General features: G+C 64.1%; 23 protein-coding genes. 2 read left to right on the plus strand and 21 right to left on the minus strand.

Translation table 11 applies throughout. The annotated features are described in order from the left end of the window. Positions 1-9: 9 nt before the first annotated feature. Positions 10-1,086 carry a lysophospholipid acyltransferase family protein gene (locus HYR72_08700; protein ID MBI1815042.1) on the plus strand — a complete coding sequence of 359 codons (1,077 nt, stop codon included), beginning with the start codon at positions 10-12 and terminating at the stop codon, positions 1,084-1,086. A 310-nt stretch (positions 1,087-1,396) separates the two neighbouring features. On the opposite strand, the gene HYR72_08705 is transcribed toward HYR72_08700, so the two are convergent. The 4 genes from HYR72_08705 to HYR72_08720 form a co-directional block, all read right to left on the minus strand. Next, positions 1,397-1,960 carry a hypothetical protein gene (locus HYR72_08705; GenBank protein ID MBI1815043.1) on the minus strand — a complete coding sequence of 188 codons (564 nt, stop codon included), beginning with the start codon at positions 1,958-1,960 and terminating at the stop codon, positions 1,397-1,399. A gap of 310 nt (positions 1,961-2,270) precedes the next feature. Then, positions 2,271-3,488: a cation:proton antiporter gene (locus HYR72_08710; GenBank protein ID MBI1815044.1), complete on the minus strand. Its 1,218-nt coding sequence runs from the start codon at positions 3,486-3,488 to the stop codon at positions 2,271-2,273. Positions 3,489-3,624: 136 nt separating this feature from the next. After that, entirely contained in the window at positions 3,625-4,308 is a 684-nt protein-coding gene (gene rpiA / locus HYR72_08715) for a ribose-5-phosphate isomerase RpiA (protein MBI1815045.1), read from the minus strand. 93 nt (positions 4,309-4,401) lie between these two features. Further along, positions 4,402-5,598: a CoA transferase gene (locus HYR72_08720; protein MBI1815046.1), complete on the minus strand. Its 1,197-nt coding sequence runs from the start codon at positions 5,596-5,598 to the stop codon at positions 4,402-4,404. Between the two features lie 135 nt (positions 5,599-5,733). Between HYR72_08720 and HYR72_08725 the strand changes: the two genes are divergently transcribed. After that, positions 5,734-5,871, plus strand: coding sequence for a hypothetical protein (locus tag HYR72_08725; protein MBI1815047.1), 138 nt, complete (start codon positions 5,734-5,736; stop codon positions 5,869-5,871). Here HYR72_08725 and HYR72_08730 read toward each other — a convergent pair. The 17 genes from HYR72_08730 to mreC all read right to left on the minus strand — a co-directional run bounded on the left by HYR72_08730 (position 5,855) and on the right by mreC (position 26,272). Further along, positions 5,855-6,856 carry a nitronate monooxygenase gene (locus HYR72_08730; GenBank protein ID MBI1815048.1) on the minus strand — a complete coding sequence of 334 codons (1,002 nt, stop codon included), beginning with the start codon at positions 6,854-6,856 and terminating at the stop codon, positions 5,855-5,857. The genes HYR72_08725 and HYR72_08730 overlap by 17 nt on opposite strands. Positions 6,857-6,878: 22 nt before the next feature. Then, positions 6,879-8,015: a chromate efflux transporter gene (gene chrA, locus HYR72_08735; protein MBI1815049.1), complete on the minus strand. Its 1,137-nt coding sequence runs from the start codon at positions 8,013-8,015 to the stop codon at positions 6,879-6,881. After that, the gene (locus HYR72_08740) at positions 8,002-10,233 is read right to left on the minus strand and encodes a hypothetical protein (GenBank protein ID MBI1815050.1); all 2,232 of its coding nucleotides are present in this window, start codon (positions 10,231-10,233) and stop codon (positions 8,002-8,004) included. Before HYR72_08740 ends, chrA begins: the two co-directional genes overlap by 14 nt. A gap of 59 nt (positions 10,234-10,292) precedes the next feature. After that, a complete protein-coding gene (locus HYR72_08745; GenBank protein ID MBI1815051.1) occupies positions 10,293-11,525 on the minus strand; it encodes an ABC transporter permease in 1,233 nt (410 codons plus the stop codon). Beyond that, complete coding sequence (locus HYR72_08750) at positions 11,522-12,253, minus strand: ABC transporter ATP-binding protein (protein ID MBI1815052.1); 732 nt, start codon at positions 12,251-12,253, stop codon at positions 11,522-11,524. The genes HYR72_08745 and HYR72_08750 overlap by 4 nt, the downstream gene beginning before the upstream one ends. An 8-nt stretch (positions 12,254-12,261) precedes the next feature. Next, a complete protein-coding gene (locus HYR72_08755; protein MBI1815053.1) occupies positions 12,262-13,452 on the minus strand; it encodes an efflux RND transporter periplasmic adaptor subunit in 1,191 nt (396 codons plus the stop codon). Between the two features lie 33 nt (positions 13,453-13,485). Further along, on the minus strand, positions 13,486-16,605 hold the full coding sequence (locus HYR72_08760; GenBank protein MBI1815054.1) for an efflux RND transporter permease subunit: 3,120 nt from the start codon (positions 16,603-16,605) through the stop codon (positions 13,486-13,488). Between the two features lie 3 nt (positions 16,606-16,608). Then, positions 16,609-17,739 (minus strand): efflux RND transporter periplasmic adaptor subunit, encoded by a 1,131-nt coding sequence (locus tag HYR72_08765; GenBank protein MBI1815055.1) that lies wholly within the window; start codon positions 17,737-17,739, stop codon positions 16,609-16,611. A 10-nt stretch (positions 17,740-17,749) separates the two neighbouring features. Next, positions 17,750-19,054, minus strand: a complete 1,305-nt coding sequence (locus HYR72_08770) for a TolC family protein (protein ID MBI1815056.1) — start codon at positions 19,052-19,054, stop codon at positions 17,750-17,752. Next, positions 19,055-19,723 carry a TetR/AcrR family transcriptional regulator gene (locus tag HYR72_08775; protein ID MBI1815057.1) on the minus strand — a complete coding sequence of 223 codons (669 nt, stop codon included), beginning with the start codon at positions 19,721-19,723 and terminating at the stop codon, positions 19,055-19,057. A 98-nt stretch (positions 19,724-19,821) separates the two neighbouring features. Then, a complete protein-coding gene (gene corA, locus HYR72_08780; protein MBI1815058.1) occupies positions 19,822-20,799 on the minus strand; it encodes a magnesium/cobalt transporter CorA in 978 nt (325 codons plus the stop codon). A gap of 13 nt (positions 20,800-20,812) precedes the next feature. Then, complete coding sequence (tatC, locus tag HYR72_08785) at positions 20,813-21,574, minus strand: twin-arginine translocase subunit TatC (protein MBI1815059.1); 762 nt, start codon at positions 21,572-21,574, stop codon at positions 20,813-20,815. Between the two features lie 41 nt (positions 21,575-21,615). After that, complete coding sequence (tatB, locus tag HYR72_08790; GenBank protein ID MBI1815060.1) at positions 21,616-21,912, minus strand: twin-arginine translocase subunit TatB; 297 nt, start codon at positions 21,910-21,912, stop codon at positions 21,616-21,618. 78 nt (positions 21,913-21,990) lie between these two features. Next, on the minus strand, positions 21,991-23,094 hold the full coding sequence (gene rodA / locus HYR72_08795; GenBank protein MBI1815061.1) for a rod shape-determining protein RodA: 1,104 nt from the start codon (positions 23,092-23,094) through the stop codon (positions 21,991-21,993). Next, entirely contained in the window at positions 23,057-24,925 is a 1,869-nt protein-coding gene (gene mrdA, locus HYR72_08800; GenBank protein ID MBI1815062.1) for a penicillin-binding protein 2, read from the minus strand. Before mrdA ends, rodA begins: the two co-directional genes overlap by 38 nt. Further along, the gene (gene mreD / locus HYR72_08805; GenBank protein ID MBI1815063.1) at positions 24,922-25,422 is read right to left on the minus strand and encodes a rod shape-determining protein MreD; all 501 of its coding nucleotides are present in this window, start codon (positions 25,420-25,422) and stop codon (positions 24,922-24,924) included. The genes mrdA and mreD overlap by 4 nt, the downstream gene beginning before the upstream one ends. Position 25,423: 1 nt before the next feature. Continuing rightward, on the minus strand, positions 25,424-26,272 hold the full coding sequence (gene mreC / locus HYR72_08810) for a rod shape-determining protein MreC (protein ID MBI1815064.1): 849 nt from the start codon (positions 26,270-26,272) through the stop codon (positions 25,424-25,426). Between the last annotated feature and the right edge of the window lie 19 nt (positions 26,273-26,291).

Consider the following 26,291-nt stretch of genomic DNA (forward strand, 5'->3'; position numbering starts at 1 on the left):
GAGGCGTCGATGTTCGCCACCTGGCGCCGCCGGATTGTTTCGATCCCGTTCTACCTCGGCCTCTGCGTCGTCTTGCTCGCGGCGTTTCCGCTGCTGATCATCCCGCTGGCCGTCGTCGATCTGGCGCGCGGCAGTCCATGGGTGCTGGTACGCTGCCTCAGCTTTGCAACGTTCTATCTGTGCTGTGAAGTCATCGGCATCGTCGTCAGCTTCGCCTTCTGGCTGGCGCAACTCGTATCGGCGGTACGCGACCGCGGGCGCTACCTCGCTCGTCATCTCGCGCTGCAACGCTGGTGGGCGCGCACACTCTATTGGGGCGCCGAGCGCATCTTCAGCATGCGCACCGAAGTGGAAGGCGACGCCGACATCGGCGACGGACCGATCATCCTGTTCATCCGCCACGCGAGCATGGGCGACACGCTGCTCCCCGCCGTCATTCTGTCGGATCGACACGGCTATGCACTACGCTACGTGCTCAAGCGCGAGCTGCTGTGGGACCCGTGCCTCGACGTGGTCGGCAATCGGTTGCCCAACTACTTCGTCCGCCGCGGATCGGGCGAGAGCGCACACGAGATCGCCGAAGTGCGGCGGCTCATGGAGCATCTCGGAGCGCGCGAAGGCGTGCTCATCTATCCAGAGGGCACGCGTTTCACGGCGGCGAAGCACGATCGAGCCATCGCGCGGCTGGAGCAAAGCGGGCAGACCGAACTCGCGGCCCGCGCCCGCACCTTTCGAAACATCTTGCCGCCGCGGCTAGGCGGGCCGTTGGCTTTGCTCGAAGGCAATCAGAACGCCGACGCCGTGTTTTGTGCGCACGTCGGATTCGAAGGTGCGGCCACGATAGGCGCGCTGCTCAGCGGCTCGCTCGTCGGGCAAGTGATCCGCGTGCGCTTCTGGCGCGTACCGTTCGCTGCAATCCCACGCGACCGGGCGGCGCAGATTACGTGGCTGTACGACCAGTGGGCGCGCGTCGATGCGTTCGTCAGGCGGCACGCGCGGTGCCTCTCTAGTGTGTCGGCAGTGGCACCGAGGCGTGAGACCGATGTAGATGCCGACGCGGACCGGGAGAAGAGGCCTCCTCCCTAACCTCCGCTCGCGGAGATGCTCGCAGAGGAGGGTATCCGAACCTCGTCAGCCACCGCGCTCGCAAAGGAGGGGATCCGAGTTCCCGGTACTGTCCGACCGGACAGTACCGAGTTCCCTCCTCTGTTGCCATTTCCGGCAACGGCGGGCTAGGGTGGTGGAGGTGCTCGTTAGCGCCGCGCGCACCGCTGGCGGTGACTAACGTTGAGGTGCGTCGACCTGTCCGGCTGCGGTCGCGCAGAAGCGCACTGAAGGAGGGCGCAGCAAGCAGCGCCCCTACCGAACGCACTGGCCAAGCGAAAACCTGACGGCACTAGTTGGCACTGACACAGGCGCGTTGGATCGCGCGCAGCATGATGATGCGGATCAAGCCGCTGAAGGGTCGGATCAGGCTCCAGTAGACGGCGAACTTGCGCTGGCTCGCGACGTCCGCGCACACCACCCGCGTCTCTGTCGAGACGATCACGGGTTGCCCGGGTGCGGTTTGATCGACCGTGAAGTTCCACACTGCTTTCGCCAACCCGGGTGGGAGCGGGTCGCTGAAGTACTCGGAGCGAAACGGTTCGACGTTACCAGTGGGTCGCCAGAATCGTCCGACGACTCCCAGGACGACCTCGCGTCCGGGCTCTTCGGCAAGCAATGCGAAGCCGTTGTCGATGATGGTCTGCAGAGTGAAGGACTGCCGCGGTCTCGGGGTTGGGTCACGACGGAAGAGCAGGCTCGGCAGCGACCGGATCCAGAGTAGTCCCTTGATCAACGACGAGGAGCCGAAGTCGGTGGTCCAGATAGCGCGGTATGCGATCTGGGGAGTGGTGTGCACCTCGATGCGATGGCGCTCGATGAAATGCGGGTCGGGGGCGAATCGGTCGAGAAGCATGACAGTTCCTCCTTCGTGTTCTCCGCAGTGGTCCTCTCTGCGTCCGGCTTTGGACAAATCCGGTACGAGCCGCTGCCCGCCGTCGGCAGCGGTTGAAACCGCGCGATACAAACAGCGCCAAACCTGCCTTCGCAGGCTCCCACCCTGCCACCGCCGATGCTTTCGGGCGGGGCGAGGAGTCGCCGGAGGGCGACTTGGTGTTCCGCCTAGCGCGCAAATTCATTTGCCGCGTCGGCCGGTCGCGCTCTTCGACTTTGTGCGCAAAGCCCCCTCCGCGTCTCGGCGTCTCGGCGGTGAATTCCTTCTGCCGCTACGACTTGCCACGCGCGAACGACCACCGCAGCAGCGGCGGCGTCACCAGCGTGGTGATCATCACCATGATGACGATGGACGAAAACTCTTCGGGATCAATCACTGGCTTGCCGTCGATCAACATGGCCGCGCCGATGTTGCCGAAGATCAGCCCGACTTCGCCGCGCGGAATCATTCCAATGCCGACCGCCAACCGGTTGATCCCGCGCTCGCGTACACCGAGGGCGCACACTTGCTTGCCGATGAGCGCCGCCGCCGTCAGCACCGCGGCGAATTCCACGACGTGGAAGTTCCCCATCCCCTGCAGATCGACCAGCAAACCCATGCGCACGAAGAACAGCGGCACCAAGAATGTCACCAACGGACTGAGGGTCTCGTGCAACGTCGTGCCGCCGTGCGCGCGGAAGGCCTCGGCATGGTCATCGATGATCAAACCGGCGGCAAACGCGCCGACGATCGGCGCCAACCCAACCTGATGCGCGAGATAGGCGAGTAGGAAGCACATCAGGAGCGAGGTGGTCAGCAGCATCCCGCGCACGCGGAAGCGCGCTGCCAGTCGCAGCACAACCGGTGATGCGACATATCCGATCGCCACCGAACCGGCGACGAAACCAAACGCCTTGCCCACGATCAGCGCCACCATCCCGACCGACACGCCGGCGCCGCCGCCGGCCGCGGCGGTGATGAGTCCGGTGACCGTGGCCAGCACGACCAACGCCAACACGTCATCGATGACCGCCGCACCGAGCACGATCCGCGCTTCCCGCGTCTGGCTGCGTCCGAGATCTTGCAGCACGCGCGCGGTGATCCCAACACTAGTCGCTGACAGCGTGGCACCGACAAACAAGTGGAAGTAAAACGAAGCGCCGGGCCGAAACCATTCGCTGACCCCCAGCCCGAGAATCATCGGCACTACCACGCCGAGCACCGCCACCAACAGCGACGACAACCCGACCGACAACATCTCTCGCAGATTGGACTCGAGCCCGACTTCGAACAGCAACAAGATGACGCCAAGCTCGGCCAGCAACTCGATAGCGAAGTCGTCCTTCAAATGATCGAGTCGCTCGAATCCAATCAGGCCCAGATTGCCGAGCACGACCCCGAACAGCAGCTCGCCGAGCACGGCTGGCTGGCCGAGGCGCTCGAACAAATCGCCACCGAGCTTCGCCACCAGCAGCAAGACCACCAGCGCGATCAACACCGGCGCGATCACGCTGTCGTGGCCAGCGTCGACCGCACCGCTGGCAACCGCGACAGCAGGACACGCCGCCACCATCACGGTGCCGACTAGCAAGCGCGTCATGGATGAGAAAGGCGAGACGCGGCATTGGCGCCGCGATGCAGCACCGCTACTCACGCCGCAATTCTCGCACACCGCTGCCTTCGCCCACCAACACACAATCCGTCATATCGAGGAACAGTCCGGTTCCGACGACGCCGGGGATGGCGCGGATGTCACGTTCGATTCGGTGCGGATCGAGCAGCGGTTCGATCGCGCAGTCCAGAATGTGATTGCCGCTGTCGCTGACGAACGGCTGGCCGCTGTTGATGCGCACGTGCGGACGGCATCCGAGCTTTGCCAATTGACGCGCGCAGAACGGCGCCGCGAACGGGATCACTTCGACCGGCAGCTTGCCGCGCTGGCCGAGCACCGGCACCAGCTTCTCGGCGCCCACCAGAATGACTTCCAAGCGCGACGCCGCCGCGACGATCTTCTCCGGCACCAGCGCACCGCCGTAGCCCTTGATCAGATTGAGTTGCGGATCGACTTCGTCAGCGCCGTCGATGGTGACGTCGATCCCCTCGACATCGCCCAACCCGACCAGCGTAATGCCATACCGCTGCGCCACCGCCGCCGTCGCCTTCGACGTCGGCACACCAGTCACTCGCAGGAGCCCTTGCTGTACCCGTTCACCGAGCGCTTCGACAAACGCCGTCGCCGCGCGCCCGGTACCCAACCCCACCACCATCCCGTCGGCAACGAACTCCAAAGCGCGCCGCGCCACCGCCGCAAGAACCGGATCGCTATTCATTTCGCCTCCATATCCGAACTCTCCATTCCGCAATCCGCATTCCGCAACATTCCGCATTCCCCCAGTCGGCAATCTACAATCCGAAATCCGCAATCAGATGACTCCGTCCGCCCGCAGCGCGGCAATCTCGCCGTCGCTCAATCCAAGCAGGTCGGCGTAGACTTCGTGATTGTGTTCACCCAACTTTGGCGCGCCGCGCGCGATGCGTCCAGGGGTTTCCGAGAGACGCGGATACACCGCCTGCATGCGCAGCGGACCGATGGTCGGATCGTCGACCGTCACGATGTCCTCGCGCGCCGCGTAGTGCGGGTCGGCCGCGATATCGGCAATCGAGTAGGCGCGCGTCACCGGCACCTGGGCGGGGATCAGGATCGCTTCGATCTCGGCGGCGGTGTGTCGTTTCACCCACTCGCCGACGATACCGTTGATCTCGTCCGCATGCGCCACCCGCGCACTGAGCGAACCGAAGCGAGCATCGGTGAGCAGATCTTCGCGACCCAGCGCGCGCGCGAGGCGCGGGAACAGGCCGTCGCCGGCGGCGACGATGCAGACGAACTCGCCGTCTTTGGTCTCCCAGTTGTCGAGCGGCGCGGAGTTGCGCAGGCGATTGCCTTCGCGCTCGCGCACGACCCCGAGGCGATCGTAGCTGGTCATCGTGTGTTCGAGGATGCGGAAGATCGATTCGTACAGCGCCACATCGATCGACTGGCCGCCGCCGCGGTGCACGTCGCGATGATAGAGCGCCATCATGATCGCAAACGCGTTAAACACGGCGGTGAGGTAGTCCGAAATGATGACGCCTGGGCGGACCGGTGGACGGTCGCGATAGCCGGTGAGGTAGAGCAAACCGCCGAAGCCGATGCCATTGCGATCGAGCCCGGGCCGATCGCGATACGGTCCGCTCTGCCCGTACACCGATGCGCGCGCGAGAATGAGGTTGGGATTGATTGCGCGCAGGGTGTCGAAGCCGAGGTTCCACCCTTCGAGCGTGCCGGGCTGGAAATTCTCCACCGCGACATCCGACACGGCGATCAACTGTTTCAGCAGCGCTTGCCCGCGCGGCGTGCGCAGATCGAGCGTGATCGATTTCTTGTTGCGCCCTTCGACCGCCCACCACAGCGAGTAGTCGCCGACGAACGGGCCGATGCTGCGCATGAAGTCGCCGCTGCCGGGGAGTTCGACCTTGATGACCTCGGCGCCGAAGTCGCCGAGCAACGTCGCCGCAAACGGCGCGGCGATGCGCGTCCCAAGATCCAAAATGCGAAGGCCAGCGAGTGGGAGGGTCGACACGCACGTTCTCTACTAAACCTGGTGCGGGGTGCAAAGGCTTCGCAGAAAAGGGCCCTCGACACGATCGCTGCGCGATCTACTCGGGCAAAGGGTCTTGGGGAGGTAGTGAGAGCGAAGAACCCCGAGTAGCACTCAGTGACCTACGAGGCCGACCGCCGCACCGCCAAGCACCAGTCGAACGGAACCGACGCGCCGCCATCCGAGCAGCAGAAGACTTGCGACCCCGAGTTCATTGCCCGCCTGGCGCGTGGCGAGATCAGTGTGGCCGCGTGAGCGCGCGCAAAGTTTCTTCGGCTTCGCGCGCAATCTGCGCAACGATGTCGGCCGCCGGCCGCACGTCGCGGATCAGTCCGCACGACTGCCCGGCGTAGAGCACGGTCTTCTCGACCTCGCCAGTGAAACCGGTTCCCGCCGGCATTGAGGCATAGCGCGGCACCGGGATCTTCAGCTCACCCAGGCGCAACTCGCCGATGATTTCGCCCTCGTGTGGGCGCTCCCCGCTCGGCGGGCGTCCCGCTCGTTCCCATTCATCGATGACGCTGTTGCGCAGCGCGCGGTGCGGGGCGTTTGGCCAGCCGAAGTCGAACAGCGTCGTATGAACCGTGTCGTCCGCCGAGGCGCGGACAACGCGCTGCTTGTACTCGGGGAGCGCGCCGGATTCTTCGGACGCAAGAAAACGCGTACCAAGCGCGGCGCCGGCGGCGCCCAAGGCCAGCACCGCGGCCACGCCACGGCCGTCGGCGATACCGCCGGCCGCAATCACCGGCACCGGCCGCACGGCATCGACAACCAACGGTGTAAACACCATCGTCGTGATGCCGCCGCGCACGTGCCCCCCGGCCTCGACGCCCTGCGCTTCGATCAGGTCCGCGCCCGCGTCGACCGCAGCCTGCGCCTCTCGAACCGAACCCACTTGCACGATCACCTTCATCCCCGCCCGATGGGCGGATTCGACGTAAGGCGCCGGATCGCCCCAGAACAACGACAGCAGTGGCACGCGGGCTTCAATGCACACCTCGGCCTGCCCCGGCTGCAAAACCGGCAACAGCAGATTGACCCCGAACGGCTTGTCAGTGAGCGCACGCACTTGTTCGATCTGCGCGCGCAGTAACTCTGGCGGAACGCCGCCGGCGGCGAGCATGCCCATCCCGCCCGCGTTCGACACCGCCGCCACCAACTCAGGCGACGACACGCCGCCCATCTGCGACTGCATGATCGGATGGCGCAGCCCGAATATCTTCGTGAATGTGGTTTCCATCGCGATCCCCTATTGGCTTTGCTCAGCGCAATACCAGGCCGACCACCGCGCCGCCAAGCACCAGCCACGCGGAACTGACGCGCCGCCATCCGAGCAGCAGGAGACTCGTGACCGCTAGCGCCGCGGTCGGCAGATCGATCACGGCGGTTCGCCCGAGGTACCACGTCACCGCCGCCATGAGCGCGAGCGAGCCGACGTTGACGCCGTCGAGCAGCGCAGCGGCCGTCGGCGACTGGCGCAGGCGCGGAATCAGTGGACCGCTGACCGCGACAAAGAAGAACGCGGGAAGAAAGATGCCGACGGTGGCGATCAGCGCACCGAGTGGTCCCGCCAATACGTACCCGATGAAGGTCGCGGTGGTGAACACCGGCCCGGGCGTCACTTGCCCCACAGCCGTCGCGTCGAGCAGTTGCGCTTCGGTGAGCCAGCCCCAGCGTACGACCAGATCGGCGCGTAGGAACGCCAGCAGCACGTAGCCGCTGCCGAATAACACCGAGCCGACTTTGAGGAAGAACAAACCGAGCGCCCACAACCCGAACGGCGCGGCGGCCGTGGTAGCGGCCAGTGGCAGCGCGACGACTGCCGGTGCGCCACCGCCACTGCCATTGATTGACCGCTTCGTCACCATCGACGCTGCGCCCGCCAGTGCCAGGACGAGCAGTTCGTCCACACCGGCGGCGGTAAGCGCGACGGCCGCGACGCCGATCGCTGCGAGCCGCATCGATTTGATCGCCGTCCGACCCAGTCCCCACAGCGCGTGCAGCACTATCGCGATCACCACGGGCTTCATGCCGTACAACAGCGCCGCGGCCTGCGGCAGCGTTCCCAACCGCACATAGACGGCGGCGATCACCGCCACCACCAACGCCGCCGGCACGATGAAGCATACGCCCGCCACCACCAACCCAGCCCAGCCGGCCCGCAGATAGCCGACGTGGATTGCCATCTCGGTCGAGTTGGGGCCGGGGATGAGGTTGGTGGCGCCGAGGAGATCGAGGAATTGAGTTCGCGACAGCCAGCCGCGGCGGCGGACGACTTCGTCCTCCATCATCGCGATGTGCGCCGCGGGGCCGCCGAACGCGGTGGCGCCGAGGCGGAGAAACAGCCGCGCCAGTTCGCTCAACCGCGCGGCGCGCGCATCCACGTCACGATGCGCCATCCGCGGGCGGCTGCAAGTGCCAGATGTAGTACAGCTCAGCGTTGCTGTCGGTTTGATCGGTGCGAATCAAACGGAAGTCATTGTGCCCCTCAATCAGCAACGCGGCGGGCACGGTCAGCAGCGCTTCATCCCACGAGTCGTCGCCCGCCGGCATGTTGAACACGTCGTCGACTTTGTGGCCGTTGACTTCCAACTCATAGATGCCGCTGCCGGTGTGATCGTAGCGAATCACCACCACCAGATCGCGACTCGCGCTGATGTTGCGCGCCGACCAGCGCAACTGGTACGGCGTCCGGCGTCCGTGATCGACCAGGATGATGTCCGACAACGGCGGACGGTAGCGCAGGATCTTCTCGTGATAGTTGTGGGAGTAGGGCTGGTCGGCAGCGTGCGGTTCCTCGAACGCATGCTCGCGCTCCGAGGCTTCGTCCTCGATGTCGACCGCATCGACGATCTGGTAGGAGCGATACTTCTCGTCCAGGGTGTAGAGGTTGTGGCGCGCGGATATTCCAACGTCGCCGTAAAACACCAGCCGCGGATCTTTGCGGAGCGCAGCCACGTCGACGCGCTCGGTGTTGAGGATCGCGATCTCGGTATAGCGACCATCCGGCAAGCGGACACTGACGCTCTCTTCGCCGGTCTTGGACGGCGACGTGTGGGCGCGTGCCAAGTGATGCGGCTCGGCAAAAAAGAGGAAGACATCGACGCCGCGCGCGCGCAACTTGTCGAAGTCGTCGAGCGAGTGTTCATGCCCCATGCGCCCGCGATTCTCGGGATCGACCGGGCTGTGCGCGATCTCCGGATCGGTGAGGCCGTGGAGATCGAGACAGTGGCGATCGCAGTAGAAAGGAATAATGCCGGCCGAGGTCGTGGCGATGACCGCATCGCGCGGCAGGACTTCCTGCAACACTTTCCCGCTGGTGCCCCAGTCCATAATGGTCGGATCGCAGTAGCGTCGCAGCAAGCCGATGCTTTCCTGTCCAGGAACGCGCGCCTCCTTAGCAGTCTCCATACAATTCGCGGTGGCGATGGTAAGCGCCGCGCCCACGGCCAAGCCGACGAGCCAACCGTCGATGCCAAGATTGGCGACGCCGAGATTTGCGACCCCGAGATTCGCCCCATCGGCAGGCCGGCGCCCACGAAACGCCGTCCACAACCGGTGCGCCACCACCGAGGCGCCGATGACGATCGCCGGATAGAGCACGCCGGTCACCGGCGTGACGAAGCGCCACTCCATGAAGTCGCCGCCAAGTCGCACGACGTAAAAGAAGACGAACGCGCTCATCAGCAGCGAGCCCCACAGGAATCGCCGCACGATCCCCGCCGGCGCCAGCCACGCGCCAACAATCGCAAAGCCGAGGTACGGGAGAAACGGATACGCTCTGAGGTAAGTCAGCAAGTATCTCGCGCCGCGCCCGTAGAAGGTGAGGTACGCGACCTTGGTGTAGTAGGTGTTGGGATAGAAGGAGCCGTAGTAGGCGATGCGCCACGCGTTGAACGGCAGGTAGATCAGCAGCACGGGTAACGCCGGCACGAGCAAGTAGCGCCGCCAGCGCTTCTCGATCAGCAGCGGATGCCAGTAGAGCAAGACGCCGGCAACCGCGAGCGCGGCGAGCGTCACGACGCCGTCGGGCCGCGTCATCGTCAGCAACACCGCCGCCAGACTGGCCCACAGCAGCGCCGACGGATGCGTCTTGGGATCGAAGGAGAAGGCGTAGAGCACGGCGATGGTCAGGAAGGAGACCAGCGGCGTCTCCATGCCCGAGAGAAACCACAAGTTGAACGAGTAGTGGTACGTCAGCGGCACCAGCGCGAGCGGCGCGATCCACACCCCCGCGCGAAACAGCCGCACGCCGAGCGACATAAGCAGCCCGTACGACGCAAGCCACAGCAGCATGCTGAGCAGGTGCATGAACGGCAACGGATCGTCCGCGCCCATCGCCATTGGGATCGCCGAGAACATGGTCCACAGAAAATTGGTGTAGCCCTCGACGTACTGCCCGACGTTATAGACGATGCCGTGCCCCGCGACGAAGTTCTTGGCGTAGCGGAAGCTGACATAGGCGTCGTCTTGCACCCAACGATCGCGCCACAACGGCCCGGCATGAATCGCCACGACATACACGGCGCCGATCACTTGCACAGCGAGCAGCAGCGCAACAAGCACGCGCCGGCTCTTGGCGGAAGGAACATCAGCGGTGGCGGCGGTGGTCGTCATCAGGTGCGCACCGCCTTACTACGTTCGCTGGTCGCAAAACAACGGAAGGACGAGTCGCGTCACTCGTAGCGTAGCGCGGCGATCGGATCGAGGCGGGCGGCCTTGCGGGCAGGATAGAACCCGAAGAACACTCCGACGGCGCCGGAGAAGAGCACGGAGCCAAACACCGCAACCGGCGACAGCAGGGTCGGCCACGCGGCGAAGTACGAGATCAATTGCGCGCCCGCGACTCCCAGCAACGCCCCGGCGACGCCGCCGACCATGCTGAGCGTGACCGCTTCGACCAGGAACTGCAGCAGGATGTGCCGCGCTTTCGCGCCGACCGCCATGCGGATTCCGATTTCACGCGTGCGCTCGGTCACCGACACCAGCAGGATGTTCATGATCCCGATACCGCCCACCAACAGTGAGATCGACGCCACGCTGAGCAACAGACTGGTCATCACTTGGCTGGCGCTTTCGGAGGCCTTCGCCACGTCGTTGAGATTGCGTACCGTGAAATCGTTTTCTTGATTCGGCTGAACGTGATGGCGGTCGTGCAGCAGAGTGGTGATCTGATTGGTCGCTTCGACAAGCTCGTCGGTCGAGACCGTCGAGGCGAAGACCATGTCGACGCTACCGACGAACTGCGTGCCGAGCACGCGCCGCACCGCCGTCGAAAACGGCATGACGATCACATCGTCCTGGTCTTGCCCCCAAGCGGTTTGCCCTTTCGCTTCGAGGACGCCGACCACGCGGAACGGTACGTCCTTGATGCGCACGAGCGCTCCGACCGGGTCTTCACCCGGCCCGAAGAGATGATCGGCGACGGTTTGGCCGAGCAGCACGACGCGGTTGGCCGTCTCTTCGTCGCGTTCGGTGTAGAAACTGCCGGCGGCGGCTCCCCACGCCCGCACCTTTTGAAACGACGGCGTCGATCCTTGCGCAACCGTTGACCAGTTCTGGTCTCCGTAGACCGCCTGCACCACCTGCCGCTTGATGTACGTCACGTTGGCCACGGTCTGACACTCTTTGAGGATAGCCTCCGCGTCGCCAACAGTAAGCGTCGACACGCCACCCCATCCGGAACGCACACCGGAAGCAGTGGTCGCGCCAGGGACGATCATCAGGAGATTGGTGCCCAGGCTGAGGATCTGCTTTTGTACCGCCGCATCCGCTCCCTGGCCGATGCTCACCATGGTGATGACCGCGGCGACGCCGATGATGATCCCCAACATCGTAAGGCCGGAGCGCATCTTGTTGCGTCGCAGGGCGCGCAAGGCGGTGCGCATGGTCATACGGAAGAGCTTCATGCCGACGCCTCCGCGCCGCCGTCAGTCGCAACCGCCGATGGCTGCCGCGCGTCGGATACGACCTGGCCGTCGCGAAACGTGATCACTCGTTGCGTGTACGTCGCGATGTCGGGTTCGTGGGTGACTAACACCACAGTGATGCCGTGTTCGCGATTGAGTCGCTGGAAGATGTCGAGGATCTCGATGCTCGTCTGCGTATCCAAGTTCCCGGTCGGCTCGTCGGCGAGTAGCAGCGACGGCTGATTCACCAACGCCCGCGCGATGGCGACGCGTTGCTGCTGACCGCCGGAAAGCTGATTCGGCAAGTGCTGCTCGCGCCCACCGAGTCCGACCGTCACCAGCGCCTCGCGCGCCCGTTGCCGTTGCTCGGCGATGGGCACATCGCTGTAGAACAGCGGTAGCTCGACGTTCTCGATCGCGCTGGTACGAGGAATGAGGTTGAAGTTTTGAAACACGAAACCGATCTGGTGATTGCGGATGGTGGCGCGGTCGTCGGAGCTCAACGTCGAGACATCGGTTCCGTTCAGGTGGTACGTGCCGCGCGTCGGGCGATCGAGGCAACCGACGATGTTCATGAACGTCGACTTGCCTGATCCCGATGCGCCCATCACAGCAACGATTTCGCCGGACGCAATGGCGAGCGAGACGCCGCGCAGCGCTTGCACTTCGACGTCCCCCAATTGGTAGACCTTCCAGAGGTCACGAACCTCGATCAGGGAGTGACTCATCGCGGCGGCTAGAAGCGGCGACCGCCACCGAAGGACGGGGGTTGCACTTGTACTTTTGGAGCGCTGCGACGGAAGGCCACCGCCAATTGGTCTCCTTGATGAAGATCACCGGAGATGAGCTCCGCGTACTGATCATTGCGTACGCCGGTTTGGACCTCGACTTTCCGCAGCGTGCGGTCTGGTTGGAGTTCCCACACGACCAATGGACCTTGATGAGCCGATTCCCGCGCCGTGGGCGTCTCCGCGGCGGCGCCCGGCTTGCGGTCGGGTCGGAAACGCAGCGCCCTCAACGGGACCAACAACACGTCGTCGCGTTGCGCGGTGGTGATCGTGACCGTGGCAGTCATGCCGGGTTTGAGTTCCAAATCGGGATTGCTGACGGCGATCACCACATCGTAGGTCACGACGTTCTGCACGGCGATCGGGGCGTTGCGAATCTGCGCCACGGTGCCGTGAAACGCCTTACCCGGGTACGCATCGACGGTGAACGAGGCGGCTTGATTCTCACGCACGGTGCCAATGTCCGACTCGCTGACGTTGGTGTCGACTTGCATCTTGGTGAGGTCTTGCGCGATCAAGAACAGCGTCGGGGTTTGAAAGCTGGCCGCTACGGTCTGCCCGACGTCAACGTTACGCGAGACCACCACGCCGTCGACGGGCGATTTGATGTCGGTGTAGTTGAGATTGATGCGCGCCTCCTGAAGCGCCGCTTCGGTTTGCTTGACTGCGGCTTGATCCAGCGCGATCTGCGCCGCGGCCTGATCGTAGTTGCTCTTCGCCGTGTCCAGGTCATTCTGTGAGATCAGATTCTTTGTGAGCAACTCCCGGTTGCGTTCGAGCGTGAGCTTCTTCAACACCAGATCGGCGCGGTCCTTGTCGACTCTAGCCCGGGCGTTGGCGAGATTCGCGTCGGCCTGCTGCACCTTCACGAGGAATGCGGCCGGATCGATCTTCGCCACCAGCTGGCCCTTGGCCACGGGCGAGTTGTAGTCGGCGTAGAGGGCTTGAATCGGTCCCGACACGTAGGTGCCCACTTGGACCGTGCTCACAGGATTAAGCGTGCCGGTCGCCGTCACCGTCGCAGCGACGGTACCGCGTTCGAGCGCGTCAGTAACGTACTCGCCCTTGCCGTTCTCGTCGCCGTGGCGCCAGTAGGCATAGCTCGCCACCGCAATCAATACGACGAGCGCTGCGACCACCACATTGCGGACCTTGGGCATCATGCGACCGACTCAATCCTCCTCAGCGCGGATCTCGCGATGAAAGCGCTCCTCGATGACGGTGTAGAGCGTCGGCACGAACACCAACGTCAACACGGTGGACACGCTGAGCCCACCGAGCACGGCGCGCGCGAGTGGCGCGTTGGTCTCGCTGCCCACCGCCCACCCCAGCGCCATCGGCAGCAGGCCGAAGATCGTCGTCAGCGTCGTCATCAGGATCGGCCGCAAGCGTGTGCGGCCGCCGGTGATCACCGCCTCGTGTAACTCCATTCCGCGGCGCCGCAACACGTTGGTGTAGTCCACCAGCAGCACTCCGTTACTGACGACGATCCCCACCATCATGATCACACCCATGAACGACGTCGTCGACAGCGTGGTGTGGGAGAGAAACAGCGCCCACAGCACGCCGGTCAAACCCAGCGGCACGGAGAACATGATGATGAGCGGATCGAGCAACGACCGGAATTGCGCCGCCAGCACCATGTACACCAACATCAGCGCCACCAGCATGCTGAAGCGCAAGCTCTGAAAGGCTTCGCGCTGCTGCTTGGTCTGGCCGCCGAGGTGCACTTCGAACCCGGCGGGGAGTTTGAGTTGGTCGAAGCTGCGGTCGAGCTCCTCCGACAAGCTGCCGAGGTCGCGCCCGGCGGGATTGGCGGTGAGGTGCACGATGCGTTGCTCGTACTTGCGATCCAGTTCGACCGGACCCGAACCGCGCTGCACCGACGCCACGCTCTTGAGTAGAATGGGAGTGCTGTGATCGGCGCGGATCACCAAGTTCTCCAAATCGGACGGATCGTCACGGAACCGGTCGGCGAGTTGCGCCACGATGTTGTACTCATTGCCGGTGATCGGGTCGGTGAACAACGACGGACCGCTCGATACGTTGCTCGACAGCGAGAACAACACGGACGTGGCGATTTGGCGCTCCGACAGACCGAGCAGCGCGGCCTTCTCGCGATCGACGACGACATCGAGTTCCGGATAGTCCTCCTCGCGAGTGACTTGAATGTCGGCCAACCCGTTCATGTTCGCCATGACGCCGCGCAACTGCTGCGTCAGATCGCGCGCGGCGTGCAGATCGTATCCCAGCACCTCGACGTCCACTGGAGCGGCCGAGCCGAAATTCAGGATGCGTTTTACGATCCCGCCGGGATCGAAGTAAATCGCCACCCCGGGAAATTGGCTCGCTACTTTGGCCCGCAGATTCGCGACGATCTCTTCTGTACTTTGATCGCGCGCCTGCGGATCGACCAGCTCGATTTGAATGTTCGAGGAGTGTGGCCCCGTGTTGGGACTGTAAATCGAGGCGGTGGTCGACGGCAAACCGATGCTCGACACCGTCGCCTTGTGGTAGCCGGCGGGAATGCTGTCCTTCACCGCCGCTTCGATGCGCTCGACCAAACGATCGGTGTCCTCGACGCGCGTGCCCACCGGAGCTTTGACGATCATGCGGAACTGACTTTCATCGGTGACCGGAAAGAACTCGGTGCCGATAACCGGCAGCAGCAACAAGCTCCCGGCGAAGATCGCCACCGTGGTGAAGATGACGGTCGCGCGATGATGGAGCGCCCAGGCAAGCACGGTTTGGTAACGGTCGTCGATGCCGTCGAAGAACGCGGCCCCGGCGCGCGCCAGGCGGCCGCGCGGTCGCTCGTCGTGCGCGCGCATCAGGCGCGCACACAGGAGCGGCGTCACGGTGCGCGAGATCCAAAAGGACGCCACCAGCGCCATCGAGATGGTCAGCGTCAGCGGCACGAACAACAGCTTGGCCGCACCGACGAGGAACACCACCGGGAAGAAGACGACGATGGTGGTCACCGTCGACGCCAGAATCGGCATCGCCACCTCGCGCGCGGCGTCGAGCGCGGCTTGCTTGCGCGACTTACCCATCGCCAGGTGGCGGTTGATGTTCTCCAGTTCGACAATCGAGTCGTCGACCAACCGTCCGACCGCGAGCGCGAGGCCGCCGAGCGTGAACACGTTCAGCGATTGGTCGCCGAAGTACATGAAGATGAAGGTCATCAACACCGACAGCGGAATCGCCAGCGAGATGATGAAGGTCGAGGTGAAGCTCTGCAGGAAGATCAGAATAACGAGAAAGGCTAGCCCGGAACCTTGCAACGCCTCGTGCACCAGCGCCTCGATCGACTGGCGGATGTAGATCGACTGGTCGAAGAAGGTGCCGAGCTGCAACCCCTTGGGAAGATTGTACAGGTTGGGTAGCGCGCGCTTGACCGCATCGATCACTTCGATGGTGTTGCTACCCGGCTGTTTGTTGATGCGCAGGTAGACCGCGCGCTGCCCGTTCATGCGCACGATCGACGTCTGCGTTGCGTACGAGTCGGTGACCGTGCCGAGGTCCTTGAGATGAATTGGCACGCCAGCAACCGTCTGCACGACGATGTCCTCCATCGGCTTGACGATGTCGAACTGGTTGTTGGTGAAGACGTTGTAGTCGAGTGAGCCGGTCTTGAGGTCACCGGAGGCGAGGATCAGGTTGGCGTCGGCAACCGCGCTCACGACATCCTGAATGTTGATGCCCTTCGCCTGCAGCTGGTCGCGATCGAGGTTGATGGTGATCTGGCGGATCTTGCCGCCTTCGACGCTGGCCGCGGCGACGTGCGGCAGATGTTCGAGCTGCGGCTCCACCACGTTGTAGGCGATGTCGTAGAGTTGCTTCTCGTCATAGCCCTCGCCGGTGAGCGTGACCAGCAACACGGGAATGTTCGAGAGATCGAATTTGACCACGAACGGCTGCTGCACGCCGGTGGGGAGGGCACCGATGATGCCCTGGATCTTTTGGATGACCTCGACTTCTCCGGCATCGACGTTCGCACCCCAGTTGAACCACACCTGCACCACCGAGATGCCTTGCTTCGAGCGTGACTCGACGTGTTCGACGCCGCTGACCGAGCTCACGGCCTTTTCGATCGGGTACGTGACGCTCTTCTCCATGTCCTTGACGCCGGCGCCTTTGTAGACGGTGCCGACTTGGACGATCGGGAGATTGATATGGGGGAACAGATCGACCGGTAGCCGCTGCAGCGAGACCCATCCGAGCACCACGATCGCCAGCGACAGCATGAGGATCGCGATCGCGTTACGGAAGGCTAACAGGGTGAGCCACATGGTTCAGTGCTCTGTCGCGACCCGCGGCGAGTTGCCATCGGCGGCGACGCGTACGACGCTGCCGTCGTGCAAAAGTTCTTTGCCGCTGCGCACGATGCGGCTGCTCGGGGCGAGGCCGGCCAAGATTTCGACTTGGCCGCCGTCTTCGATGCCGGTGCTCACCGCCACCTTGCGCACGGTGGAGTCGGCAGCACCGTCGGTGGCCGCGTTGACGACATAGAGGTAGCTACCCAACTCGTTGACCAACAACGCTTCACTCGGGACCGCCAACACATCGGGGCGTCGTTCGAGGATGAGCAGCACGCGCGCGAACATGCCTGGCTTGAGCGCCAGATCGTCGTTCGCCGCGTCGACCTCGACCAGCAGCGTGCGGCTGCCGCGATCGAGCGCCGGCCCAAAGCGGCTCACTTGACCGCGGAACGTCTGATCCGGATACGCGTCGACCGTGAGCGACACGGCATCGCCGACGTGCACGCTGGCGATATCACGCTCCGGTACGTTGATCAGCACCTTTACCCGCGAGATGTCCATCACCGTCAGCAGGATGTTGGCACTCGACGACCCGCTGTTGACCTGTGGAATGAGGGCGCCGGGATCGACGTGTCGCTGGGTGACGTAGCCGTCAAAGGGCGCAATGATCTTGGCGTACTCGGCGTAGGTTTGCTGCAACTCCAGCTCCCGCTTCGCAATCGAAAAGCGGCTGTGCGCGTCGTCCAGTTCCTGCTTGGCGATGAGACCCTGCGCGAACAGCGCATCGAGACGCTCGAAGGTGATCTTGGCGTGGTCGTAGTTGGCTTGGGCGCGCTGCAGTTGGTGCTCGAGTTCGGGTTCGCGGATGATCGCCAGCAGTTGTCCGGCACGAACCCGGTCGCCGCGGTCGACATAGATGGCGTCGAGATAGCCGGCCACTTTCGCCATCAGATCGGCCTGCTGCAGTGGCAGCACATCGGCCGTCAGGAGCAGTTTGCGCTCCATCGTCAGTTGCAGCGGCGCGGCCACTTGGACGAGCGGCAGCGGGCGCTGCGCGCTGTCGGATTGGCGCGCCAGACCCAGCCGCTGCCAGACCAGCGCCGCCAAGCCGAGGATGGCCAGTGCCGCCAGCCCGAAGAATACTCGTCGAGTCCAAGAACGCATGCGCACGACCTCACTCCGCCGCCAACGGTTGGGCGGTGGCCTTCTCCAGCGCCGCGACCGTGGTCTGGTAGTTGTACAGGGACTGCACGTGGTTGGCCTCGGCTGTTGTCAACGAGGCTTGCGCGTCAGTCAGTTCGATGATGTTGCCAACCCCGGTGTTGTAACGGCCCTCCGCCAGATCGAGATTCTCGCGGGCCTGCTGCAGTCCCTTGTCCGACACCCGAATGCTCTCGGACGCCTGTTGGAGATTGAGCGTGGCCTGGCGCACTTCGAGGGCGATGTTCTGCCGCAAGCCGTCCTCGTTGAACTTGAGGTTGGCGAGCGTGGCCTGCTGTTCGCCGATCTGCGCCGTCGTCAACCCGCCGTTGAAAATCGACAGGTTGAGCGCCGCGCCGACGTTCCAGTTCGATTGCAGTGGGTACTCGCTACCCGACCATTGGTAGTTCCCGTTGCCAGTGATGTTGGGCAGATAGCTCTTTTGCAACGACTTGATTTTTTCGGCTGTGGAGAGTTCCTGGGCGTGAATGCTCTGCAGCTCGGGCCGTTTGTCGTATGCCATGGCCAGCGCCTGATCCTCGCTGACGCTGACCGTCTGGAGGTCGAAGTTGTCGACGATATCGAAGTCGAGCGGGCCGATGAGGCCGAGCGCGTTGCGCAGCGTCTCACGCGCGATGGCGACGTTGTTGCGCGCGCCCACCTGGTTCAGCTCGGCGTTCGCCAGTTGAACCTGCGCCTGGGTGACGTCGAATTTCGCCGCCAAGCCGACGGTGAAGCGGCCTTCCGCCTGCTCGACGTGTTTGCCGTTCTGCCGCACGGTTTCGTCCGCGACCGCGAGCAGGCGGCGGGCGGCGAGTACATTGAAGTACGCTTGCTTGAGGTTGAGGACGACCGTGTCTTGCTGCGTTGACCAATCGGCTTCGAGTGACCGCTCGCTCGCCTGCGCGGCGCGAATCGTGTTGAGCGTCTGCCCGAAGTCGAAGATCATCTGAGTGAAACTGAAGCCGGTGTTGTAAAAATTGAACGTCGGCGCCTGGGTCCCGAGGCCGCTGGTCTGCGAGCCGGTACGCACGGCGGGACTGGACTGACGGCGATTGGCGGTATAGTTGCCGCTGATCTGTGGCAGATAGTTCGCGGCGGCTTCGCGCACCCGCTGACCGCCAGCCTGCACGGAGGCATTTGCAGCTTTCAAGCTCGGATGATTTTCCACCGCAATCGCGACACACTCCGGCAGCGTCTTCGTAGGCAGGCCGTCCGCGACGGCGCGCGAGGCGAGCGCGGCGATCAGCAGCGCGGCGATGTCAGCACCCGGACGCATTCATTTCTTTCGCCCGCGGCCATTCAATACCAGCCGCCGGCTCACCGGCGTTCCGACCAGCCGCCGGCCTGCCGGTGTGCCGACCCCGAACAGAAATACGTCCAGAACCGCGGCGACCATAGTGTCGAGCGTGTCATGGGCCGTGCGGTAGCGGTTGGCGCCGCGCAACATGCCCATCAGCATCTCGGTCGCGATTCGCGGGTCGACGCGACGCACGTGGCCCGCGCTCATGGCCTCTTCGAGCGCGCGCTGAATGAGGCGCGACAGTTCCGTCCGCCGCCGTAGCCACTCGCGAAAATCAGGGTCGTCCGGCTTGTGTTCGTTGCGGTTGATCAGGGCAAAGAAGAAACGCCGGTCCCAAAAATACCCGAGGATGCAGCGGACCGCTCGCTCGACCTTTCGCGCCGGCTGCTCCGCGACCCCGACAGCGACCCGCAATTCATCGCGCAGCCGCTCGATCCCCTCAAACATCATCGCGAGATACAGCTCGCGCTTGCCGGGAAAATATCGATAGAGAGTCCCCTTGGCGACGCCGCAGGCACGGGCGACATCGTCCATCAGCACTTCGTGGTAGTCGTGCAGGGCGAACACCTGCTCCGCCGCGCGCAAGATGCTCCCGCGCAGTCCAGCGGTCGGGGGTCGGCCGCGCGGGGATATGGTCAAGGCCACGGCTGTAGTCGGTGAGCGCATTTCCAAGACTGACCAGTCAGTTCAGTAAATACCCGAGCGCCAACGCTGGCGCAATACCGGGGCAGAGCGGCTCGCGTTCAGAGCCAGCCGGACCGCTTAAACGAGACGTAGAGCCAGCCGCACGCGGCCGCCATCACGCCGACGGCGAGGCCGTAGCCGTATTGCCAGTGCAGTTCGGGCATGAACTCGAAGTTCATCCCGTAGATGCCGGCGATCATTGTCGGCACGGCGAGGATGGCGGCCCAGGCTCCGAGCTTCTTCATGACTTCGTTCTGCCGCACCGAGATGAGCGAGAGATTGGCTTCGAGCGCGGTGGTGAGCAGCTCGCGCAAATTGTCGACGGTCTCGTTGGTCCGCACCACGTGATCGTAGACGTCGCGAAAGTAGAGCCGCACGTCGTCGGGAATCAGCATCATGTCGAAGCGCACGAGGCGATTGCAGACTTCGAGCAGCGGCGACACCGCGCGCTTGAGCGACACCAGATCGCGCTTGAGCTCATAGATGCGCTCGGTGGTGGCGCGCGTGAAACTACCACCGAAGATCTCTTCTTCGAGCCGCTCGAGCTCCTCTTCGAGCGCATCGACGATTGGAAAGTAGTGATCGACGACGAAATCGGTCAGGGCGTAGAGCACGAAGCCGGTGCCTTTGCGCAGCAGGTTCGGCGTACTCTCGCAGCGCGCCCGCACGTCGGCATACGAATCCGAGGCGCCGTGACGCACAGAGACGATCCAACGCGGCCCGACGAAGATGTGGGTCTCGCCGAAATCGATCTGGCGCTCGTGCAGCTGCGCGGTTCGCAACACGACAAAGAGCCCGTCGCCGTACTCCTCCAGCTTCGGCCGCTGATGCGCCCGTAGCGCATCTTCCACCGCCAAGTCGTGCAAACCGAACACCTGCTGCACCTGGCGCAGCAGCGGCTCGTCGGGTTCGTACAACCCCACCCAGATAAACTGCGCGTCACTCTCGAGGACGGTGGGAATATCGCCGATCGCAACGTTGGCTAGGCGGCGTCCGTCGGCGTACGCGGCGCAATTGACGATCGTGCCGGGGTCCATCGGCTACTCGCTGCTATTCGCCGGCAGGCGCGGCCTGGCGCGGTTTGCCGAAGACGTGCGCGACCCCGATGCTGAGGAAGTACAAGACCAGCAGCGGCGTCGCCATCAGCAACTGCGACGCAACGTCGGGTCCTGGCGTCAGGATCGCCGCGACAATGAAGATCACCAGAATGGCGTAGCGCGTAGCCCTTAGCATCATCGCTGCGGTGACGACGCCGATCCGCGCCAGGAAGAACGTGACCACTGGCATCTCGAAGGTCGCCCCGAACGCGAGCAGCATCCGAGCGGTGAACGTCAGGTACTCGCTGATGCGAATTTGCGGATCGACGCGGATGGTGCCGTACTCCGCAACGAAGAACCGGTAGCCGACCGGCAGCACCAAGTAGTAACAAAACGCGGCGCCGGCGACGAAGAAGAGCGTTCCGAAAAATACGAACGGCTTGGCGTAGCGCTTCTCTTTGTCGTACAGGCCCGGCGCGGTGAATTGCCAGAGTTGATAGAGCAGCACTGGACTCGCCACGAACGTCCCCGCCAGGAAGCAGACCTTCAACTTGGTGAAGAAGGCTTCCGCGACACCGGTCCCGATCAGTTGCACCGAGCGTCCGTCGCCAATGTCGGCATTGATCGCCAGCAGTGGTTCGGTCAAGAACGCGAACAGGATCTCCGCAAAGTAGTAACAGACAGCGAACGCGAGGCCGATCGCCACCAATGCCTTGATGAGTCGCCAGCGCAACTCTTCGAGGTGCGCGGTGAGCGGCATCTTAACGTCGATCATCGAGCGGCGCGACAGGGGGCGGGCGACCAGCGGCGCAACGATCACGCCGATGCGGGCGGCTTGGGGTCCTCGGGAGCCTTCTCGCTCTTCGACGCGATCGTTTCAGGCGGTTGAATCTGATTTGGCTTCGGCGCTGCCGGTCGCGTGATGTTGCGCGCCTCTTCTTCGATCATGATGCGCGCGTTGCGCAATTCGTCCGAGACGCCACTGGTCGCCTTACGCAACTCGGCGAGCGCCTTGCCGAGCGCCTGCGCCACCTCGGGTAAGCGCTGCGGACCCAAGACGATCAGCGCCACGACCAGAATGACCAGCAGCTCCGGAACCCCAATTCCAAACATCGCCGTCACGCTAAGGCAAGAGCGGCGGGGTGTCAATTCGTGCTGGTCCGACGGAAACCGAAACTCCAGTCGCCCCGTTCAGAACGTGAAGCGTCGCATGCCGATGTTCATCAAGAGACCGATGCCGATCATCAGTGCGAGCAGCGAAGAACCACCATAACTGACGAATGGCAGCGTGATACCGACCACGGGGAGTGAGCCGGTGGCCATGCCGAGGTTGATCAGCACTTGCCAGAAGATCGTGGCGGTGATGCCGAACGCCAGCAGCGTGCCAAACGCGTCCTTCGCGCGCGTCGCGACCATGAAGCAGCGCAACAGCAACGCCAGGTACAGTGTGAGCATCACCATCGCGCCGATGAACCCCCACTCTTCCGCGAATACCGAGAAGATGAAGTCGGTGTGCTGCTCGGGGAGGAAGTTCAACTTGCTCTGCGTGCCGTGCAGGAAGCCCTTGCCCCACACCTGCCCCGAGCCGATCGCGATCTCCGATTGGATGACGTGATAGCCGGCACCGAGTGGGTCGGCCATCGGATCGAGGAACGTCGTCAGCCGTTGCTTCTGATACGGCTTGAGGTGCGACCACACGAACGGCAGGGCCGGCGCGATCACGGCCAGCGCGATCAAGACATAGCGCACCCGGAAGCCGGCGAGCAGCACCAGACTCGCCACCGTCAATCCGAGCACCATCGCGGTGCCAAGATCGGGTTGCCTAAGGATGAGCAATCCCGCCGGCAGGAACAGCGCGAGGGGTACGATCAGCGCGCGAATCGGCAGCGGCTGATCGCCCGTCATCCGATGCAGCCAGCGCGCGAGCGCTACCACGAGTGCGAGCTTGATGAACTCGGACGGTTGCAGCGACGCCGGGCCGAGAATGAGCCAGCGGCGCGAGCCACCGCCCACGGCGCCGAGCACTGGCACGAGGATGAGGAGGAGCAGCGCGCCGGCGTAGATCACGTACGCCCAGCTCTCCAACCGGCGATAGTCGAAACTGAGCGCGGCGAGCATCGCCAGCAGTCCGACGCCGGCCCAGGCGAGTTGCCGCACGACGGAGCTACTCACCGGCCGCGCCGCCGAGTGGGTCGCGCTCAACACGGTGGTGACGCCGCAGCCGATGATCAGCAGCACGATCAGCAGCAACGTCCAATCAAAGTGGACGATCAGCCGGCGATCTATTTTGAGCATAGTTGGCCTTGCCGCGCGCCTCGCGCAGCCGGAAGTAGGTGTCGAGGACGTCGTGAACGGCCGGTGCAGCGATCGCACCGCCACCGCCGTCGGCGTGCTCGACGATGGCGGCGACCGCGATCTCCGGGTTGTCGGCCGGCGCGTAAGCGACGAACCACGCGTGGTCGCGGCTCTGCCACGGAATCTGTGCAGCCTTGAGGCGCACCTCCCCGAGCTTCACCACCTGCGAGGTGCCAGTCTTGCCGGCGACCTCGACCGTCTTGAGGCGCGCCTTCTTGCCGGTACCGCGATCGCTTTGCACGACATCGCGCAAGGCATCGCGCACCAGCTTCAACGTGGTCTCGCGCACTTTGAGCTGATGCGTGCGCTCGGGCCCGAGGCGCTCGATCACTTCGCCGTCAGGGGTCGCGACTTGCTTGACGAAGTGGGGGCGAAAACGCGAGCCGGTCGCCATGGTCGCGATGGCGTTGGCCATCTGCAACGGAGTGGCAGTGACGTAGCCTTGTCCGATGGCGACCGAGAGGGTTTCGCCGGCGTACCAGGGCTGATGGAAACGCTTTTTCTTCCACGCGACATCCGGAATCGTGCCGGTCTTCTCGTGTTCGAGCGCGATCCCGGTCGGCATGCCGAGGCCGAAGGCGCGCGCGTAGCGCGCGATGGTGTCGATCTGCATGCGCTGCGCGAGTTGATAGAAGAATACGTCGCACGATTGCACCAGCGCTTCGTGGAGATCGAGCGCGCCGTGCCCCCCCTTCTTCCAGCAGCGGAAGTAGTGACCGCCGAACTGCACACCGCCGCCGCAGTGGATACGGGTGAACGGGTTGATCACGCCTTCCTCGATCGCGGCGGTGGCCATGATGAACTTGAATGTCGAGCCGGGTGGATACTGGCCCTGAATCGCACGGTGCGTCAGCGGATGGTGCGGGTCCTTCATCAGCCGCTGCCATTCGTCGGCACTCACTCCGTGCGCGAAAACGTTGGGGTCATAGGAGGGATGGTTGACGTACGCGAGGATCTCGCCGCTGGTGGGATCGAGGGCGACGATCGAGCCGTCGCGCTCGCCCAGCGCGCGTTCCGCCGCCGCTTGCACTTCGAGGTCGACCGTCAACGTCACCGTGTTTCCGGGCACCTCTTCGACTTCGCGCAACACGCGCAGTTTGCGTCCGACCGCATCGACTTCGATTTGCTGGCCGCCATCGACTCCGCGCAGCGCCGATTCCCAACCACGCTCGAGTCCGGTCTTGCCGATCAGATCACCCATGCGATAGCGCGGGTCGGCCGCGAGTTCCTTCTCACTCACTTCGCTGACGTAGCCGAGCAGCTGTGACAGCGTGGCGCCGAGCGGATAGCTGCGCCGGGGCGTGATGGTGAGACTGACGCCGGGCAGATCGAGCTGATGGGTTTCGAGCGCGACCATGTCGTTCCAGTTGACGTCCCGCTTGACGACGACTTCCTGAAACGCGGGACGGCCTTTGGCTTGGTGCAGGATGGACTGCGTCTCGGCCGAACTCTGTTGCAGCAGTTGCGCCAGGTTCTCAACCGTGACGGCGAGGTTGCTCGTGTCCTCGGGAACCAGCACGGCGTCGAACGACGGGCGGCTGTCGACGACGACTTGGCCATTGCGGTCGAGCACGGTGCCGCGGGTGGCGTGAACGCGGTGCAGGCGGATGCGATTGTTTTCGGACAGAACACGCTTCTCCTCGCCTTCGATGACTTGCAGGATCCACAGGCGACTGACGAGGCCGAGCAATCCGACAATGGTGGCGATGAGGAAGACCGCGAGGCGGCGGCGCAGCGCCACGGGCGTCTCGCGTTGCGCCAGCGGGATCATGCGTCGTCCTCCGCTTCGGTGACGTGGCGCGTGGAGGCCAGCATCGCAAACACCGGCGGGCTCAGCGCCGCCGCCACCGCGGCTTCGATCATCAGGTGGCGCGCGAGGGTCGACCAAATGCCGGCAGTGGAGAGAAAGACCGCAATCAGGCCGACGACCACCATTGTCTTGACGACCGAAGCGAGAAAGACGAGCACGACTTTCGAAATCGCGTTGTCGACCCATAGGTGGCGCGAGGTCAGGTAGACGAGCGCGAACACGAGTGACATCGCAAACGCGTTGAGCCCGACGGCGCCGCCGGAAAAACTGTCTTGCGCGTAACCGAGAAAAAAAGCGCCGAGCGCGCCGCCGACCGTATGTTGGTGGAGGCCGAGATAGACGCAGAGGATGAGCAGCAGGTCCGGGATCGCGCCGCCGAGCGGCAGCCAATGCCACACTGTCGTCTGGAGCACCAGAGCGGCGACGGTGGCTGCACCGAAGATCAGCACGGTGCGCATCTTAAGAGTCACCGTTGGTCGGCTCGTTGACGTGCGCGCCGGGAGCGACCACCAAGACGTCTTCGAGGCGCTCAAGCGCGGCGCTCGGCCGGACTTCGGCCAATTGCAGCAGGCCGCGATGGTTGCGCGACACCTTGGTCACCTCGCCGATCAAGACGCCTTTGGGAAAAATTCCATCGAGACCCGATGTGGTGACACGATCGCCCACCGCCACGTCCTCCCCGCGTTGCAGATACTTCATCACACAGCCGTCCGCCAGTGCGCCGGCGACGATACCGCGCGCGCGGCTACGCTGGACTACCGCGTCGACGCCGCTGTTGTGATCGGTGACCAGCAGCACCCGCGCAGCATGGGCGCTGGTGGCAACCACCTGGCCGACGACGCCGTCGGGTGACAACACGGCGAAACCTTTGCTGACTCCGTCGTGTTCACCCTTGTCAATCGTCAGGCTCTGGAATAGCGCGCCGGGGTCACGGCCGGAGATCTGCGCATTGACGGTCTGCCCGTCGAGTGTCGAGCGGAAGCCGAGCAGCTCCTTGAGGTGCTGGTTCGATTCCTCGATCTCGCCCAAACGGTTGGCGTGCTGTTCCAGTTCGCGCACCCGTGCGCGCAGCGCCTCATTTTCGGCGCGCACGCCGACCAACTCGACGTAGTGGTTCCAGACTGCGGTGAGAGCGCTGCCGGCGTCGCTGACGCCGACTTGGAGCGGGCGCATGGCTTCGAGCAGGAGGGCGGTCAGCGGGTCGCGGCGGCGCGGTGCGCGCACGCTGGTTGAAACCAGCAACAGGGAAAACAGCAACAGAAACCCGGAGGTCAGGATGATCCGATTTCTCCGGACGAACTCCAGCATGGGGCAGCGTGCGGGGCGC

This window comes from Deltaproteobacteria bacterium, from assembly GCA_016178705.1.
Taxonomy (GTDB): domain Bacteria; phylum Desulfobacterota; class Binatia; order HRBIN30; family JACQVA1; genus JACOST01.